The sequence below is a fragment of the Kitasatospora humi genome (assembly GCF_020907985.1).
GTDB classification, from domain to species: Bacteria; Actinomycetota; Actinomycetes; order Streptomycetales; family Streptomycetaceae; genus Kitasatospora; species Kitasatospora humi.
On sequence record NZ_JAJJPA010000017.1, the window covers coordinates 74,568 to 91,248 of the forward strand.

13 protein-coding genes and 1 tRNA gene are annotated in these 16,681 nt (G+C 71.6%); 2 read left to right on the forward strand and 12 right to left on the reverse strand.

What is annotated here, in order from left to right:
- Nucleotides 1-31: 31 nt before the first annotated feature.
- The 3 genes from LN042_RS37315 to LN042_RS18170 all read right to left on the reverse strand — a co-directional run bounded on the left by LN042_RS37315 (nt 32) and on the right by LN042_RS18170 (nt 2,177).
- Nucleotides 32-1,039, reverse strand: coding sequence for a glycosyltransferase family A protein (locus LN042_RS37315; protein ID WP_283843798.1), 1,008 nt, complete (start codon nt 1,037-1,039; stop codon nt 32-34).
- 174 nt (nt 1,040-1,213) lie between these two features.
- Entirely contained in the window at nt 1,214-1,996 is a 783-nt protein-coding gene (locus LN042_RS18165; protein WP_230052300.1) for a helix-turn-helix domain-containing protein, read from the reverse strand.
- A 108-nt stretch (nt 1,997-2,104) separates the two neighbouring features.
- Nucleotides 2,105-2,177: transfer RNA gene (locus LN042_RS18170), tRNA-Leu, on the reverse strand.
- Between the two features lie 99 nt (nt 2,178-2,276).
- Between LN042_RS18170 and LN042_RS18175 the strand changes: the two genes are divergently transcribed.
- Complete coding sequence (locus tag LN042_RS18175; protein ID WP_230052301.1) at nt 2,277-2,927, forward strand: ANTAR domain-containing response regulator; 651 nt, start codon at nt 2,277-2,279, stop codon at nt 2,925-2,927.
- Between the two features lie 64 nt (nt 2,928-2,991).
- On the opposite strand, the gene LN042_RS18180 is transcribed toward LN042_RS18175, so the two are convergent.
- From LN042_RS18180 to LN042_RS18205, 6 genes are all read right to left on the reverse strand, one after another.
- Entirely contained in the window at nt 2,992-3,711 is a 720-nt protein-coding gene (locus tag LN042_RS18180) for an ABC transporter ATP-binding protein (protein ID WP_230052302.1), read from the reverse strand.
- Nucleotides 3,708-4,565, reverse strand: coding sequence for an ABC transporter ATP-binding protein (locus tag LN042_RS18185; protein ID WP_230052303.1), 858 nt, complete (start codon nt 4,563-4,565; stop codon nt 3,708-3,710). The genes LN042_RS18180 and LN042_RS18185 overlap by 4 nt, the downstream gene beginning before the upstream one ends.
- A gap of 3 nt (nt 4,566-4,568) precedes the next feature.
- Entirely contained in the window at nt 4,569-6,347 is a 1,779-nt protein-coding gene (locus LN042_RS18190; protein WP_230052304.1) for a branched-chain amino acid ABC transporter permease, read from the reverse strand.
- Nucleotides 6,348-6,366: 19 nt separating this feature from the next.
- Entirely contained in the window at nt 6,367-7,296 is a 930-nt protein-coding gene (locus tag LN042_RS18195) for a branched-chain amino acid ABC transporter permease (RefSeq protein ID WP_230052351.1), read from the reverse strand.
- Nucleotides 7,297-7,396: 100 nt separating this feature from the next.
- Nucleotides 7,397-8,629, reverse strand: a complete 1,233-nt coding sequence (locus tag LN042_RS18200; RefSeq protein WP_230052305.1) for a branched-chain amino acid ABC transporter substrate-binding protein — start codon at nt 8,627-8,629, stop codon at nt 7,397-7,399.
- 549 nt (nt 8,630-9,178) lie between these two features.
- Nucleotides 9,179-9,670 (reverse strand): PaaI family thioesterase, encoded by a 492-nt coding sequence (locus LN042_RS18205; RefSeq protein WP_230052306.1) that lies wholly within the window; start codon nt 9,668-9,670, stop codon nt 9,179-9,181.
- A 248-nt stretch (nt 9,671-9,918) separates the two neighbouring features.
- On the opposite strand from LN042_RS18205, the gene polA reads away from it, so the two are divergent.
- The gene (polA, locus tag LN042_RS18210; RefSeq protein WP_230052352.1) at nt 9,919-12,600 is read left to right on the forward strand and encodes a DNA polymerase I; all 2,682 of its coding nucleotides are present in this window, start codon (nt 9,919-9,921) and stop codon (nt 12,598-12,600) included.
- A gap of 62 nt (nt 12,601-12,662) precedes the next feature.
- Here polA and LN042_RS18215 read toward each other — a convergent pair whose 3' ends face one another.
- Genes LN042_RS18215 through LN042_RS18225 form a run of 3 tightly spaced genes read right to left on the reverse strand, consistent with a single transcriptional unit; the run spans nt 12,663 to nt 16,673 of the window.
- Nucleotides 12,663-13,208: a Uma2 family endonuclease gene (locus LN042_RS18215; RefSeq protein ID WP_230052307.1), complete on the reverse strand. Its 546-nt coding sequence runs from the start codon at nt 13,206-13,208 to the stop codon at nt 12,663-12,665.
- Nucleotides 13,209-13,260: 52 nt separating this feature from the next.
- The gene (gene hrpB / locus LN042_RS18220; protein WP_230052308.1) at nt 13,261-15,822 is read right to left on the reverse strand and encodes an ATP-dependent helicase HrpB; all 2,562 of its coding nucleotides are present in this window, start codon (nt 15,820-15,822) and stop codon (nt 13,261-13,263) included.
- Nucleotides 15,823-15,833: 11 nt separating this feature from the next.
- The gene (locus LN042_RS18225) at nt 15,834-16,673 is read right to left on the reverse strand and encodes a class I SAM-dependent methyltransferase (protein WP_230052309.1); all 840 of its coding nucleotides are present in this window, start codon (nt 16,671-16,673) and stop codon (nt 15,834-15,836) included.
- Nucleotides 16,674-16,681: the final 8 nt, after the last annotated feature.

Here is a 16,681-nt window from a genome sequence, read left to right on the forward strand (position 1 = left end):
CCGGTGGTGCGAGAGCTGCGGGGCCGTGCGGTTAGGAGGAGGAGCGGCCGGCCACCGCGGTGCGGGCGATCTGGGTCAGCTTCGCCACCTCGAACGCGCTGTACGAACCACCGGCGAGCAGCGAGAACTTGACGCCCTCCCGGCCGCCCGGGCGGCGGAACCCGTCGGGCAGCAGCCGGCGGTAGTGCTCGGCCGCCCGGTGGAAGAACTGCGGCCGCTCCGCCCGGCTGACACAGCCGGCCAGGTCCAGCACGAACAGGTAGTGCTGGACCATCCGCCGGAACAGGAACGGACGCACCAGTTCCGCCGCGGTCAGCGACAGCCCGTCCAGCAGGTCGAAGCTGCGCTCGTACTGGTCGAAGAGGTCGAACTCGCTGGCCCCCGGCGAGGCGGCCGGGTGCACCGTCTGGCGGCGCCTCAGCTGCACCAGCTCACCGGTCAGCGCCACCGCCCGCCGGGCCCGCAGCAGCGCCTGGTGCACCACCGCTATCTCCTCGTACCGACCGTCCGGGAACGCCAGCTGGGCCTCCATCCACAGCTCGCGGCCGATCAGCCGGTCCCAGGCCTGCGCGGGCACCCCGAACACCTCCGGCCGCTCGGCCGGCGTGAAGGCCGCCGTCCCGAGCCCGTCGAGCACCGCCTCCGCCGCACCCGGCCAGACCCGGTCCCGGTGCAGCCGGGTGTGCCCGAACAGCACCACCTCGGCGTCCGGCTCCGCGCGCAGCCGGTCGGCCAGGGTCAGGAACGCCCCCGGCATCACCAGGTGGTCGGCGTCCAGGAAGAGCAGGTAGCGCCCGCGCGCCCGCGCCGCCCCCGCGTTCCGCGCCCGGCCCACCCCGACCGCCGCGTTCAACCGCAGCACCGACACCCGATCGTCCGCCGTCTGCGCGACCGTGGCCGGCGACTGCGCCGACGTGTCCGCCACCACGATCACCTCGAACCCCCCGAAGGACTGGTCGAGGATCGAATCCAGGCACTCGGCCAGCTGTCCTTGCTGGTCATAGGCGGGAACGACGACGGAGAGGAGCGGCAGCGGCATGACGCCAGAAGGTAGGTCGCCCCTTTGGCGGTGGCAAGCGGTGCGGGGGGGCCAAACCGGGCGAATGGTGACGAAGTGCCTGCCCTGCACACGACATCCTCACTTGGTGGGCGGGGTGTCCGCACAGGCTGGGGGATTGCTGGGGAGGGGGCGTGCGGGGCGGCCGAGTGCGCGTCAGTACTTGGGGCCGATGTGCTGGTCCAGCAGGGCGACGCAGTCGCGGCGGGCGATGGAGATGTTCATAGCGCCTGACGGGCGGTGGGTGGACTTCCAGCGGATGCCGACCGCATCGAGCGTCGCGGTGAAGAGACGCAGGATGTCGGGGGACTTGTTGGTGAAGAAGTACCGCGGGTACTCGTGGCGTCGGGTGACGCCGTTGGTGGTGCGGGTCGCCCAGTTGACGATCCGGCAGCCATCGGCGTGGATCAGGCCGCGCAGCAGGCCCCACGGATGGGTGTTCACGATGGCCTGTTGCCACGGCACGAGGGAGACGTCGCGCTCGTGCTTGAGGCCGGGGCCGTGCTGGGGGAAGAGGCAGGGGAGGTGCTGGGAGTAGACCTTGACGTCATGGCAGCCGGTCCGGCGGACTCGGCAGGGCACGTTGTGTGGGAGGACATTGCGCACGGCCTGCTCGACTGAGTCCATGACGCCGGGCCACTTGTCGTCGCAGGTGATCACGAGCGTGTACGTGCGGCGCTGCTTGGGGCGGATTATGTGGCCGTCACCGAGGTAGAGGCCGAGCAGGTACGAGTAGGCGGGCTCGTCGAGTCGGTCTCCGTGGCAGTTCGGGCAGGTGGAGCGCTTCCGTCCCGGGAGCTCGCCGCGTTTCGCACGGTCGCCGTGCTTCCAAGAACCGATCGTGCCGTACGGTACGGCGAGCCGACGAGCCACCTCGGCGTTGCTGACGCCACTGCGCAGGAGGAGAACGGCTTCGTCGCGGATCGAGCGGTTGGTCATGGGGCGAGCTTGGAGTATCGCCGGTTCATGAGTTCTGAAAATGATCAGAAATAACCCATGGCAGTGAACGTCGCCCGATTGGGGAAGAAAATCTCAACTAAAGGAAAGTACCCCGGGTGGGATTCGAACCCACGCTGTCGGTGGTTTGAGCACCGTGTCTCTTCCGCTGGACTACCGGGGCATCCTCGGAATCGAAGGTGGCCTTCGACCCTGCGAGCCACCAACATACCGCGTCTTAGTACCCTCGTGCATGCACCCCCGGCCCGGAACGAGGAGTCACGTGAGCACCGCCGACGAGCAGCCCCAGGCGCTGGAGACCGATTCGTCCCAGATCACCCGGATTGTGATCGCGGAGGACGAGGCGCTGATCCGGCTCGACCTCAAGGAGATGCTGGAGGAGGAGGGCTACACCGTGGTCGGCGAGGCCGGCGACGGGGAGACGGCGGTGCGGCTGGTCGAGGAGCTGAAGCCGGACCTGGCGATCTTCGACGTGAAGATGCCGGTCCTGGACGGGCTCTCGGCGGCCGAGCGGATCCATGAGGCGCACCTGGCCCCGGTGCTGATGCTGACCGCGTTCTCGCAGCGGGAGCTGGTGGAGCGGGCGCGGGACGCCGGGGCGATGGCGTACATCGTCAAGCCGTTCTCCAAGAGCGACCTGGTGCCGGCGATCGAGATGGCGGTCTCGCGCTACACCGAGATGCGGGCGCTGGAGGGTGAGGTCGCGGACCTGACCAAGCGGCTGGAGACCCGCAAGCTGGTGGACCGGGCGAAGAGCGTGCTGCAGACCAAGTTCGGGCTGACCGAGCCGGCGGCGTTCCGGTGGATCCAGAAGACCTCGATGGACCGGCGGATGACGATGGCCGCGGTGGCCGAGGCCGTGATCGAGGAGGGCGAAGCCCAGGACCGCAAGAAGACCGAGGAACAGCAGTAGGAGCGGCGGGAGTTGTCGGCCGGCCGGCGCCGCAGCGGCCGACCGGGCGACGCCGTCGCGGTGTTCAGTCCTCCCCGAGGTAGGACCTGCGCACCGACTCGTCCCGCAGCAGCGCCGCGCCGGTGCCGCTGAGCACGATCCGGCCGGTCTGCATCACATAGCCCTGGTCGGAGAGCGAGAGCGCGGCCTGGGCGTTCTGTTCGACCAGCAGGACGGTGGTGCCGGCGGCCTTGAGCTCCACGATGGTCGCCATGATCTTCTGCATCATGAGCGGCGACAGGCCCATGGAGGGTTCGTCGAGCATCAGCAGCTTGGGGCGGGACATCAGGGCCCTGCCCATGGCGAGCATCTGCTGCTCACCGCCGGAGAGGGTGCCGGCGGCCTGCTTGCGGCGTTCACCCAGGATCGGGAAGAGCGTGTAGGCGCGTTCGATGTCCTCGGTGATGCCGGGCTGGTCCTTGCGCAGGAACGCGCCGAGCAGCAGGTTCTCCTCGATGGTCATGCGCGGGAAGATGTGCCGGCCCTCGGGGGAGTGGGCCAGGCCCAGCGAGACGATCCGGTGGGCGGGCACGCTGCCGAGGGTGCGTCCGTCGAACCGGATGCTGCCGCCGACGGGGCGGAGCAGGCCGGAGAGGGTGCGCAGGGTGGTGGTCTTGCCGGCGCCGTTGGTGCCGATCAGGGTGGTGACCGAGCCCTCGGCGACGGTGAAGCTGATGCCCTTGACGGCTTCGATCTTGCCGTAGGCGACGCGGAGGTCCTCGACTTCGAGGAGTGCGGTGGTCATTCGGAGGGCTCCGTGGGCTGGGCGTCCGTGGTGTGTGCGTCGGCGGGCTGTTCTGCCGCGGGGCGGTCGGTGCTCGGCTGTTCGAGGGGCTCGCCGAGGTAGGCGGTGATGACCCGCTCGTCGTTCTGCACGGTCTCCCGGTCGCCCTCGACGATCTTGCGGCCCTGCACCAGTACGGCGGTGCGGTCGCAGAGGTTGAAGATGAACCGCATGTCGTGCTCGATGACCAGGACGGCGATCCCGCGGTCGCGGATGGCGAAGACCAACTCCTCGGCCGCCCTGGTCTCCTGGGGGTTCATGCCGGCGGTGGGTTCGTCCAGCAGCAGCAGTCCGGGCTCGCTGGCCATGGCACGGGCGATCTCCAGCTTGCGCTGCTCGCCGTAGGGCAGGTTGCGGGCCAGGTGGTCGGCCTTGTCGGCGAGTCCGGTGAACTCCAGGAGCGCCATGGCCTTTTCGCGGCTGTCGGCCTCGGCGCGGCGGTAGCCGGGGCCGCGGATCAGGGCCGAGAGCAGGCCTTCCCTGGTGCGGGTGTGGCGGCCGACCAGGACGTTCTCCAGCACGGTCATGTTGGCGAACAGCCGGATGTTCTGGAAGGTGCGGGCGATGCCGGCCTGGGTGACCAGGTGCGGCTTGGGCGGCAGCACCCGGTCGCGGTAGCTGACGGTGCCCTCGGTCGGGACGTAGAGCCCGGTGAGGCAGTTGAAGAAGGTGGTCTTGCCGGCGCCGTTGGGGCCGATCAGGCCGATGATCTCGCCTTCGCGGACGGTCAGGTCGACGTCGTTGACGGCGGTGAGGCCGCCGAAGCGCATGGTGACGCCGCGGGCGTCGAGGAGCGGGGTGCTGCCGGTGCTCATGGGTCACGCCCCTGCCTTGCTGAGGCCGACGGTGTCGGTGGCGGTGCCCTGGGCGGGCAGGTCGGTGTCGTGGAACTCGGCCTGCCGGCGGCGGTTGGCGATGATGCCCTCGGGGCGGAAGCGCATCAGCAGGACCAGGGCCACGCCGAACGCGAGCAGTTGGTAGTTCTGCAGGAAGACGAGTTTGTCCGGGATCAGGTAGAGCAGCGCGGCGCCGAGCAGCGGGCCGGTGACGGTGCCCATGCCGCCGAGGACCACGGCGGCCAGCAGGAAGGCGGAGTTGGGCGGGGCGGAGCCGGCGAAGACGTACGGGTCGGGGACCACGTTGTAGGTGACGTGGGCGCTGACGGTGCCGGCCAGCCCGGCGAGGGTGGCGCCGAGGGCGAAGGCGATGAGCTTGGTGCGGAACCCGTTGATGCCCATGGCCTCGGCGGCGGTCTCGTCCTCGCGGATGGCGATCCAGGCGCGCCCGATCCGGGAGTTGCCGGCCCGGCTGAAGACGGCCACCACGATCAGGGTGACGATCAGCATCAGGTAGAAGTAGTTGGCGAACCGGCCGATGGTGATCGAGGTGTCACCGAGGTGGTGGACGCTGCCGAGGTTGAGGCCGAAGAGGTTGATGTCGGGGATCTGCGGGATGCCGTTGGGGCCGTTGGTCAGCTTGGGGCCGGACGACCCGTCGAGGTTCTGCACGGTGATGTGGAAGATCTCACCGAAGCCGATGGTGACGATGGCCAGGTAGTCGCCGCGCAGTCGCAGGGTGGGCGCGCCGATCAGCACGCCGAACACCAGGGAGACCGCGCCGCCGAGCAACGCCGCCGCCCAGAAGGGGAACTGGGTGTGGATGGTGGAGAACTGCGATCCGGACACCAGGGCGGCGGTGTAGGCGCCGACGCCGAGGAAGGCGACGTAGCCGAGGTCGAGCAGGCCGGTGAGGCCGACCACGATGTTCAGGCCGAGCGCCACGGTGGCGAAGATCAGGATGTTGACGCCGACGTTGGCGTTGTGGTCGTTGGTCTGGGTGAGCGGGAACAGCGCGGCCGCGACGAAGGCGGCTGCCGAGGCGAACGGCCGCTGGCGGCTCAGGAGTTGGGCGAGCCGCTGGGTGGCTCCGGAGCGGGCGTAGCTGCCCGCCGCGAAGCCGGCGGCGACCAGGAAGCCGACGAAGAGCTCGCCGTAGTCGGTGTCGATCGCATAGGTGAAGACGCCCAGGCCGATGGCGGCGACGGCGACGATTCCGGCGCGTTCCACCCAGGGGTTGGCGGTCGCCACGGGCGGTGCGGGCCGGCGGTCGGTGGGCAGGGCGAGGGCGCCGAACAGGGCCGGGAGCACGGCGAGTCCGGCGATCACACCGCCGGTGGTGAGGTTGACCAGGCCGCCCAGTTCGTAGCAGATGGCGATCAGGGTGAACCAGGTGGTGGCGAAGGCGGTCAGGGCGAGGCCGCGCAGCGGGCCGGTGTGGCCGGTGGGCGCCAGCACCTTGAGGCCGGGCACCTGGTAGGCGGCGAGGGCCTGGAGCAGCAGCAGGACCGCGGTGGCGACGGTGAGCCACTGCAGCCCGCCCGGGTAGCCGCTGACGGTGAGGTCGCCGGGGAACCGGGCGGTCCAGGTCCAGCCGAGGAAGGCCGAGGCGGCGGTGAGCACGGCTCCGCCGGCCACCAGGGCGCGGGCCACCGGCGCGGGGACGGTGCCTTCGAGGCGGGCCAGCAGGTCGGCGATCGCGCCGACGGTGGTGCGCGGGAGGTCGGACAGGCGGTTGCCGTATGCGGTCTTGGTGGTCATCTCTGCTTCTCCTTCGGCCTCAGGCCCGGTCCGCGACGCGTTCGCCGAGCAGCCCCTGCGGCCGCAGCAGCAGGACCAGGATGAGCAGCACGAAGGCCCAGACCGAGGCCCAACTGCCGCCGCCCAGCTGGTGCATGCCGGGGATGTCGGAGATGTAGGCGGTGGCCATGGCCTCGGCCAGGCCGAGCACCAGGCCGCCGAGCATCGCGCCGTAGATGTTGCCGATGCCGCCAAGCACCGCCGCGGTGAAGGCCTTGAGGCCGGCCTGGAAGCCCATGCTGTAGTCGACTTCGCCGTAGCGCAGGCCGTAGCAGACGGCGGCGACGGCGGCGAACAGGGCGCCGATGGCGAACGCCGCGGCGATGATCCGGTTGGTGTCGATGCCCATCAGCTGGGCGGTGTCCGGATCCTGGGCAGTGGCCTGCATGGCGCGCCCGGTGCGGGACTTCTGCACGAAGACGGCGAGGATGATCATGCAGATCGGGGCGGCGACGATGGTGAACAGGTCACCGGACTGGATGTGGATGCTGCCCACGTTCCATGGTCCGGCCTGCATCTGCGGGAAGGCCCGGGGGCTGGTGGCCTTGGGGTAGAGGTTGTGCACGGCCTGCTGGAGGCCGAGTGACAGGCCGATGGCGGCGATCAGCGGGGCCAGCCGGGGCGCGGTGCGCAGCGGGCGGTAGGCGAACCGTTCGGCGCCCAGCGCGATCAGCACCGCGGTGATGGCGCCGCCGATCAGCATCAGCGGCAGGGCGAGCCAGAGGCTGGTGCCGTGGGGCAGTGCGAGATAGACGGTGAGGGCGCCGAAGCCACCGGTCATGAAGATCTCGCCGTGGGCGAAGTTGATGAGCTGCACGATGCCGTAGACCATTGTGTAGCCAATGGCTATGAGCCCGTAAGTCGCGCCAAGGAAAAGGCCGTTGGCGAGTTGTTGCGGCAGGGTGTGCACCGCGGCCTCCATGTCGCTGTGCTGGCGTCTCGGTGGTTGGAGGGACGCGGGGCCGCCCGCGCGGGTCGGGCGTGGGCGGCCCCGGTGCCGGGAGTTCGGGTCAGCCGGTGTAGGTGCCGGTCTTGACCGCCGCCCACTGGCCGCTCTTGACCTGGTAGACGGTCAGCTGCTTGTTGGTGGTGTCGCCGTACTGGTCGAAGGAGATGTGGCCGGCGATGCCGTCGAAGTCGGCGCTCTGCACGCCCTGGACGACCTGGGCGCGGGCGTCGCTGGGCAGCTTGCCGTTGTTCTTGCCGACCACCTGGCCGACCGCCTTGATGATGGCCGTGGCGGCGTCGTAGGAGTAGCCGCCGTAGGTGTCGTAGTCACCGGCGTAGCCGGCGGCCTTGTACTCGGAGATGAAGTTCTTGGCGGTGTCCAGGCTGGACATCGGCACGCCCACCGAGGTGACCAGGTCGCCCTCGGCGGCGGCACCGGCGGTGGTGATGTAGGTCTGGGAGTACATGCCGTCGCCGCCCATCAGCGGGATGTTGTCGCCGGCCGCCTTGAGCTGCTTGGTGATCAGCTCGGACTCGTCGTACTGGCCGCCGTAGTAGAGCAGGTCGGCGCCGGACGACTTGATCTTGGTGACCAGGGCGGAGAAGTCCTTGTCGCCGGTGTTGACGTGGTCGGTGCCGACCACCTGGCCGCCGTCCTTGGTGAAGGAGTCCTGGAAGATCCCGGCCAGGCCGGCGCCGTAGGTCTGCTTGTCGTCCACCACGAAGGCCTTCTTCTTGCCCGCGGGACCGCTGGCGTACTGCGCGGCGAAGGCGCCCTGCAGGGCGTCGGTGGTGGCCGTGCGGAAGTAGGTCGGGAACTGGCGCTTCTTGTCGCCCTTGGCCCAGTTGGGGCCCTGGGTGAGCGCCGGGTTGGTGTTCGAGGGCGAGATCTCCACCATGTTCGCGGTCGCGAAGACCTGCTGCATCGACTGCGCCACACCGGAGTTGAGCGGGCCGACGACGCCGATGACGTCGCTCTCGCCGACCAGCGCGGTGGCGTTCTGCTGACCGATGGTGGGCTGCGCCTGGTCGTCCTTGGCGTCCACCTTGAAGGTCACGCCGGGGACGGTGTGGTTCTTGTTGGCGTCGTCGGCGGCGATCTGCACGCCGTACTTGATGCCCAGGCCGGTGGCGGAGTTCTGACCGGACAGCGGGGCGTCGACCCCGATGGTGACGGTGATGCCGTTGGCCGAGGTGTCGCCGCCGCTCTTGCTGCCGCCGCGCGAACCGCAGGCGGTGACGGTGAGGGCCCCGGTCAGGGCGATGCTGAGGACGAGCAGTGAACGATGGCGCACGAGTGGTCCCCTTCAAGGTCTGGCGGTGACTGGCCGTGACTCTAGAGCTCCCCGGCCGACGGGGGCAGTACTGTGCGACTGCTGTGATTCTTCTGTTATGAGCGCCACATGCCTGGCGTCTCGGATGATGGCCGATCAGCTTCGGCTCCACCCTGGATGAACCATGCGGACTGCCACAAGATCACTCAAGTCGCCGAAAAACAGAGGCAGTAGACGATCCGTCCGATCCCCGGACGATCACGTCCGTCGTGAGTCGACCGGACGCCGAGGTCCGCAATGCGGACGTGGCACTGCGTCGGGGGTGCCGCCGAGCAGGCGGTGGGGCGTTCGACGGGTCGGAGGCACCTTGCCCGGACATTACGCAGCGTTACAATTGAGGGCATGGCCACCGGCCGTCGCGGAACGGCCGCGGCGCCCGCCGCCCGTCCCGGGGCCCGCCGGGCGGTGCCCGGACATGCGACGCGCCCCCTCGTCGGGCCAGACCTGCCCAGTGCGGGCGGCGGCCAAACGAAGGGGCGCGGGGGCTTCGCGTGACGTGCGGTGGCGGTGTTACAGGTCGCGCAGCGCGCAGGTCAGGCGGCAGCTGGTGATCCGGCGGCCGGTGTCGTCGGTGATCGCGATCTCGTAGGTCGCGGCGGTGCGGCCCTTGAAGACGGCGGTCGCCACCCCGGTCACCAGGCCGGAGGTGGCCGAGCGGTGGTGGGTGACGTTGAGGTCCACGCCCACCGCGTAGCGGCCGGGGCCGGCGTGCAGCATCGCCCCTATCGAACCGAGGGTCTCGGCCAGCGCCGCGGAGGCGCCGCCGTGCAGCAGGCCGTACGGCTGCTGGTTGCCCTCCACCGGCATGGTGCCGGCCACCCGGTCCGCCGAGGCCTCCACGATCCGGATGTCCATCTTGTCGCCCAGGGTGCCGCCGCTGAACGTGCCGGGGTCGACGCCGAGCCTCGCGAAGTGGTCCAGCACGTCCTGCGGCACGTCCAGCTTCAGCGGAGCGCGGCCGTCGGGCGCGGGGGAGCTCGGGGTGTCGGGCAGCTCGGTCATGGGGGTCACTCCCGGGGGTCGAGGATCCGGCCGCGGGGGCACGGCCTTTCGTGATCGTAACTTCGTGATCGTAGGGGCGGGGCGGCCCGCGAGCCCGGCCGGGTGGGTCGTGGCTGGTCGGCGTTGTCAGTCCGGCCGCCTAGGATCGGTGGCGGCAGTTGGAGTCGGCAGGAACGGACGTTGACGTGGCTACGCAGAGTGCGGTGCAGGGCGCGGGCAGTGCTGGAAGGGCGGCCCGGCCCAGGCTGATGCTGCTCGACGGGCATTCGCTCGCCTACCGGGCGTTCTACGCGCTGCCGGTGGAGAACTTCAACACCTCGACCGGCCAGCCGACCAACGCCGTCTACGGCTTCGCCTCCATGGTCGCCAACACCGTGCGGGACGAGGCGCCCACGCACCTCGCGGTCGCCTTCGACGTCTCCCGCAAGACCTTCCGCTCCGAGCAGTTCCCCGACTACAAGGCCAACCGGGCCACCACGCCGGACGAGTTCCGCAGCCAGGTCGGTCTGATCGGCGAACTGCTCGACGCGATGAAGGTGCGGCGGCTGGCGATCGAGGGCTTCGAGGCCGACGACGTCATCGCCACCCTGGCCACCGCCGCCGAGGCGGCCGGCTTCGAGGTGCTGATCGTCACCGGTGACCGGGATTCGCTGCAGCTGGTCACCGACCACACCACGGTGCTCTACCCCACCAAGGGCGTCTCCGAGCTCACCCGCTACACCCCCGAGAGGGTCACCGAGAAGTACGGTGTGACGCCCCGTCAGTACCCGGACCTGGCCGCACTGCGCGGCGACCCGTCGGACAACCTGCCCGGCATCCCCGGCGTCGGCGAGAAGACCGCCGCCAAGTGGGTCAACCAGTTCGGCTCCTTCGACGAACTGGTCGCCCGGGCCGACGAGGTGAAGGGCAAGATCGGTGAGAAGCTGCGGGACAACCTGGAGTCGGTCAAGCGCAACCGGGTGCTCACCGAGCTGATCCGGGACGTCGAACTGCCGCTCGGTGTCGATGACTTGTCCCGTGAGCCGTTCGACCGGGAGGCGGTCGGCCGGCTGATGGAGGCGCTGGAGTTCCGCAACCCCAACTTCCGCGAGCGCCTCTTCAACCTCGACCCGGGTGCCGCCGAGCCGGCCGCCGCGGTCGCCGTCCCCGGCGTCGAGGTCGAGGGCGACCTGCTCACCGAGCAGGGCGCGCTCGCCGCCTGGCTCACCGAGCGCGTCGCGGCGGGCGAGCGGGTGGCCCTGGCCTCCGTCTACGACTGGGCGCTGGGCAGCGGCGAGGTGCGCGAGGTGGCCCTGGCCACCGCCGAGGCCGCCGCCTGGTTCGACCCCGCCCAGCTCGCCGCGGAGGACGAGCAGGCCTTCGCCGCCTTCCTCGCCGACCCCGAGCGGCCCAAGGCCCTGCACATCGCCAAGCAGGTGATGCGCGCCTTCGCGGAGCGCGGCTGGACGGTCAGCGGGGTCGCCGCCGACACCGCCCTCGCCGCCTACCTGGAGAAGCCCGGCCGGCGCACCTTCACCCTGGAGGTGCTCGCCGAGGAGTACCTGGGCCGCTCGCTCGCCCCGGCCGCCGCCGCCGAGAGCGGCCAACTCGCCTTCGACGCACCGGAGGAGGACCCTGCCGCCGGTGCCCAGGCGCTGATGGTGCAGGCCCGCACCGTGCTCGACCTCGCCGCGCTCTTCGACACCCGCCTCGCCGAGGTCGGGGCCGTCGAGCTGATGCACGAGATGGAGCTCCCGATCGCGGCCCTGCTGGCCCGGATGGAGCGCACCGGCATCGCCGCCGACCGCAAGTGGCTGCACTCGCTGGAGCAGCAGTTCGCCACCGAGATCCAGCGCGTGGTCGAGGAGGCGCACGCCGCCGCCGGCCACCCCTTCAACCTGGGCTCGCCCAAGCAGCTGCAGGAGATCCTGTTCGGCGAGCTCAACCTGCCCAAGACCAAGAAGATCAAGACCGGTTACACCACCGACGCCGACGCGCTCACCTGGCTGGCCACCCAGACCGACAACGAGCTGCCGGTCATCCTGTTGCGCCACCGCGACCAGGCCAAGCTGCGCACCACGGTCGAGGGCCTGCTCAAGACCGTCTCCCCGCAGGGTCGGATCCACACCACCTTCAACCAGATGGTCGCCGCCACCGGCCGGCTCTCCTCGCAGGACCCGAACCTGCAGAACATCCCGGTGCGCACCGAGGAGGGCCGGCTGATCCGCCGCGCCTTCGTGGTCGGCGAGGGCTACGAGTCGCTGCTCACCGCCGACTACTCGCAGATCGAGCTGCGGATCATGGCCCACCTCTCCGAGGACGAGGCGCTGATCGAGGCCTTCGCCAGTGGCGAGGACCTGCACACCACGGTGGCCTCCTCGGTCTTCCAGGTCGCCCCGGCCCAGGTCGACGCAGAGATGCGCCGCAAGATCAAGGCGATGTCCTACGGCCTGGCCTACGGGCTCTCCGCCTACGGCCTCTCGCAGCAGCTCGGCATCAAGCCGAACGAGGCGCAGGGTCTGATGGACACTTACTTCGAGCGGTTCGGCGGCGTGCGTGACTACCTGCACCGGGTGGTCGAGGAGGCCCGCGCCACCGGCTACACCGAGACCCTGCTCGGCCGCCGCCGCTACCTGCCCGACCTGACCAGTGACAACCGGCAGCGCCGGGAGATGGCCGAGCGGATGGCCCTCAACGCCCCGGTCCAGGGCTCGGCCGCGGACATCGTCAAGATCGCCATGCTGCACGTCGACGAGGCCCTGACCAAGGCCAGGCTGAAGTCCCGGATGCTGCTCCAGGTGCACGACGAAATCGTCCTGGAGCTGGCGCCCGGCGAGCGCGAGCAGGTCGAGTCCCTCGTCCGCGAGCAGATGGCCGGCGCCTACGACCTGCGCGCCCCGCTGGACGTCTCGGTCGGCGTGGGCCCCGACTGGGAGGCGGCGGCGCACTGACGGCGCGTTGACCACGGGCCGGGTTCTGCTTGGAGCCCGGCCCGTTCGGCGTGTCAGTAGCGTCAGTAGGGGAGCAGGGCGCTGGTGTCGAGGGTGAAGTCGAACGGGGCCGGGATGTGGACGGTCTCCCCGAAGTTCGCGTCTTCCCGGGCCCGGTAGCGTCCGTTCTCGGGTTCGCCGAACAGGGTGACGGTCTTCTGGTTCGGGTCGACGATCAGGTACAGCGGGATGCCCATCAGCGGGTAGTCGCGGACCTTGCCGTGCCAGTCGTTCTCGGGATTGGAGGGGGAGACGATCTCGACGGCGATCAGAGCGAGCTCGGCGGGAATCCGACTGCTGGTCGTCGCCATGGCGGCCTCGGGCAGATAGGTGAGGTCCGGGTTGCGGAGTATGCCGACTGCCGGGGAGTCCAGATCTGAGTTTCCGGATAGCAGGTAGTCCTCTGGCGCGTGAGCCTCGAACTGACGCTGGATCAGGGCAAGATTGCGCTGGTGAATTCCCGATGGGGAGGCTTGCATGACGATCACATCACCGGAGAACTCGACTTTGATGTTCTTCGGTGCGATCCGGCGGGCTTCCTCGATCAGTTCAAGGTGGTGAGCGAGCATCTCTCCTCCAGAGGCGTCCGGCTTCAGCGTAACGGCGGCAGCGAGGGTCCTCTCACCTGCGCGGGTTGGCCCGGCGGGTCGGCTCGGCGGTCGTCGGGTCCTCCGGCCAGGGGTGGCGGGGGTAGCGGCCGCGCAGGTCGGCGCGGACGGCGCGGTAGCCGTGCTGCCAGAAGGAGGCGAGGTCGCCGGTGACGGCGGCGGGGCGGCCGGCGGGGGAGAGCAGGTGGACGGTGAGCGGGGCCCGGCCGCCGGCCAGGGCCGGGGCGGCCTGCCAGCCGAAGAGCTCCTGGAGTTTGACCGCGAGAACCGGCTGGTCGCCGGAGTAGTCGACCCGCACCCGTGAGCCGCTGGGCACGGTGATCCGTTCCGGGGCCAGCTCGTCCAGCCGGCCGGCCTCGCCGGTGGCCCAGGGCAGCAGGCGGTTCAGGGCGGCGGCGGTGTCGATCCGCTCCAGGTCGGCGCGGCCGCGGGCCCGGGAGAGCTCGGGCTCCAGCCACTGGTCCGCCGCGGCCAGTAGCGCGGCATCGTCCACCGCGGGCCACGGGTCGCCGAGTTCGCGACGCAGGAAGGCCAGCCGCAGGCGCAGCGAGCGGCCGGTCTCCGTCCAGCGCAGCAGCTCGCCGACGCCCTCCCGGGCCAGGCCCTCCAGCAGCGCGGCCCGCACCAGCGACGGATCGGGCTTCGCCAGCTCGGTCGCATCCAGCTCCAGCGCACCGAGCGCCGTCACCCGGCGGGCCGTCAGATCGCCGCGCCGACTGCCCGGCGGAGCAGCCCAGTGCACCTCCTCGCGGCTGGTCAGCAGGTGGGCCGCGGCGGTGCGGGCGGTCGCCTCGTCGATCACCGCCGCGCGCTGGATCCGGGCGCACGGCGCACCCGCCGGTCGGTCGGCCACCGCCACCGCCAGCCACGGCGCGCCGCCCAGCGCCGACCCCGGCGCGGTCTCGCCCGCCGTGCCGGAGGCCATCAAGTAGCCGGTCCGCTCGCCGGGTTCGGGGCGCGGTGAGCGCGCCCGGGCCACCCGCTCCGGATGGGCGAGTGCCACCACCAGGCCGGCGGCCGAGGCGTCGTCAGCACCCGTCGCGCCGTCCGGGACGCCGTCCAGCTGGGCGCGCAACCGGCGGGTCTCGTCGCGCCAGCGGGCCCGGTAGCCCGCCGGCTCACCGCCGTCGCCGGCCCGCACCGAGCGCCAGATGCCCGCCAGGTCGTCGCCGAGTGCGCGGGGAGGCTCCTCGGAGAGCAGCGCCACCAGCTCCGCCGCGCGCCGCGCGCCCACCAGGGGTGCGCCGTCGTGCAACGCCCGCGCCAGGCGCGGGTGCAGGCCGGTGCGAGCCAGCAGGCGCCCGCGCTCGGTGGCGCGCCCGGTCGCGTCCACCGCGCCGAGCGCCGTCAGTGTCCGCCGGGCCGCCGTCAGGGCACCCGTCGGCGGCGGGTCGAGCAGCGCGAGGTCGCCCGCGTCCGGGGAGCCCCAGCAAGCGGCCTGGAGGGCGAACGAGGTCAGGTCGGCGAGCGCGATCTCCGGGGTCGGGAACCGGGCGGCGAGCGCGTCGGCGGCCTCCGGCCAGCAGCGGTACACCACCCCGGGGCCCTCGCGCCCCGCGCGGCCCGCCCGCTGCCGCCCGGCCGCCAGCGAGGCCCGTACCGTCACCAGTGCGCTCAGCCCGCGCGCGTGGTCGGTGCGCGGCTCCCGGGCCAGCCCGGCGTCGACCACGATCCGCACGCCGGGCACGGTCAGTGAGGACTCCGCCACCGAGGTGGCGAGGATCACCCGGCGCCGCTCACCGGCGGTCAGCGCCGCGTCCTGCACGGCCGCCGGCGCCTGCCCGTGCAGCTGCAGCACCTCGGCCGGCACCGTGCCGTCCAGCAGCCCGGCCACCCGGGCGATCTCGCCGACTCCCGGCAGGAAGCAGAGCAGATCCCCGAGGTGCTCGTCGAGCGCCCGCCGCACCGTCGCCGCGACGTGCTCCAGCAGTGCGGGGTCGGTGCGGGTGCCCTGCGGCGGCCGCACCGGGCGCGGCGGCGGCGCCCACACCACCTCGACCGGGTGGGTCACCGCCTCGGCGGTCACCACCGGTGCGCCGCCCAGCAGTTCGGCCCAGGCCGCGGTGTCCGAGGTGGCCGAGGCGACCAGCAGCCGCAGCTCGGGGCGCAGGGCCGCCCGGACGTCGAGCAGGAAGGCGAGCGCGGTGTCCGCGTCCAGGTGCCGTTCGTGGCACTCGTCCAGCAGCACCGCGTCGACCCCGGGCAGCTCCGGGTCCCGCTGCAGCCGCTGCAGCAGCACCCCGGTCGTCACCACCTCGACCACTGTGCGCGCCCCCACCACCCGGTCGCCGCGCACCGTGTAGCCGACCCGGTCACCCGCCTTCTCGCCGAGCAGCCAGGCCATCCGGCGGGCCGCCGCCCGCACCGCCAGCCGGCGCGGCTCGGCCACCAGCAGCCGGGCGGGCGGTGCGCCGTCGTCCAGCAGCCCCGCCAGCGCCAGCGGCACCAGCGTGGTCTTGCCGGTCCCGGGCGGGGCGGCGAGCACGGCCGCACCCCGCTCGTCGAGGGCGGCGGCCAGCGCCGGCAGCGCGGTGCGGACGGGGAGGTCGAGGTTCTTCCGGGCGACGGGAGTCACTCGACCAGTATTCAGCCCCGCTGCGCCACGAAGATCGCGGTGCCCGGGATGTGCCGCCCCCGCAGCGGGCTCCAGCCGCCCCAGGTGCCGGTCAGCTGGTCGGGCCACTCCGGCTCCACCAGGTCGAGCAGCGCGAAGCCGGCGCCGACCAGCTCGCGCACCCGGTCGCCCAGGGTGCGGTGGTGCTCGACGTAGCTGGCCCGGCCGGTCGCGTCCTGTTCGACGTAGGGCGTGCGGTCGAAGTAGGAGGCGCTCGCGGTCAGCCCTTCGATGCCGGGTTCGTCGGGGAAGGCCCAGCGGATCGGATGGGTCACCGAGAACACCCACCGCCCGCCCGGCCGCAGCACCCGGTGCACCTCGCGCATCAGCTCCGCGGTGTCGGCGCTGAACGGCACCGCGCCGTAGGCGGAGCAGGCCAGGTCGAAGGAGGCGTCGGCGAACGGCAGCACCGCCGCGTCCGCCTGCACCACCGGTATCCGGGCGGTGCCGCGCTGCTCGTCGATCCGCCGGGAGTGCTGCAGCTGGCGGTGCGAGATGTCCAGCGCCACCGGCCTGGCGCCCTGGGCGGCCAGCCAGCGGGAGCACTGCGCGGCGCCCGCGCCGAGCTCCAGCACCGCCAGTCCGCGCAGCGCGGCGGTCGGGCCGAGCAGCTGGGCGTCGGCCTCGTCCAGCCCCTCCGGGCACCAGGTGAACCGGTCGTCGCCGAGGAAGGCGCCGTGCTCGTCCTGGTACTCGTCGGCGTTGCGGTCCCACCACTGGCGGCTGGCCCGGCTGCTCTCGCCGGCCGCGGCGGGGCGGCGCACGGCGAGGTCGTCGTCGAGCTCGTCGCCGGGGGTGGTGTCAAGGGTCATGGTCGGCC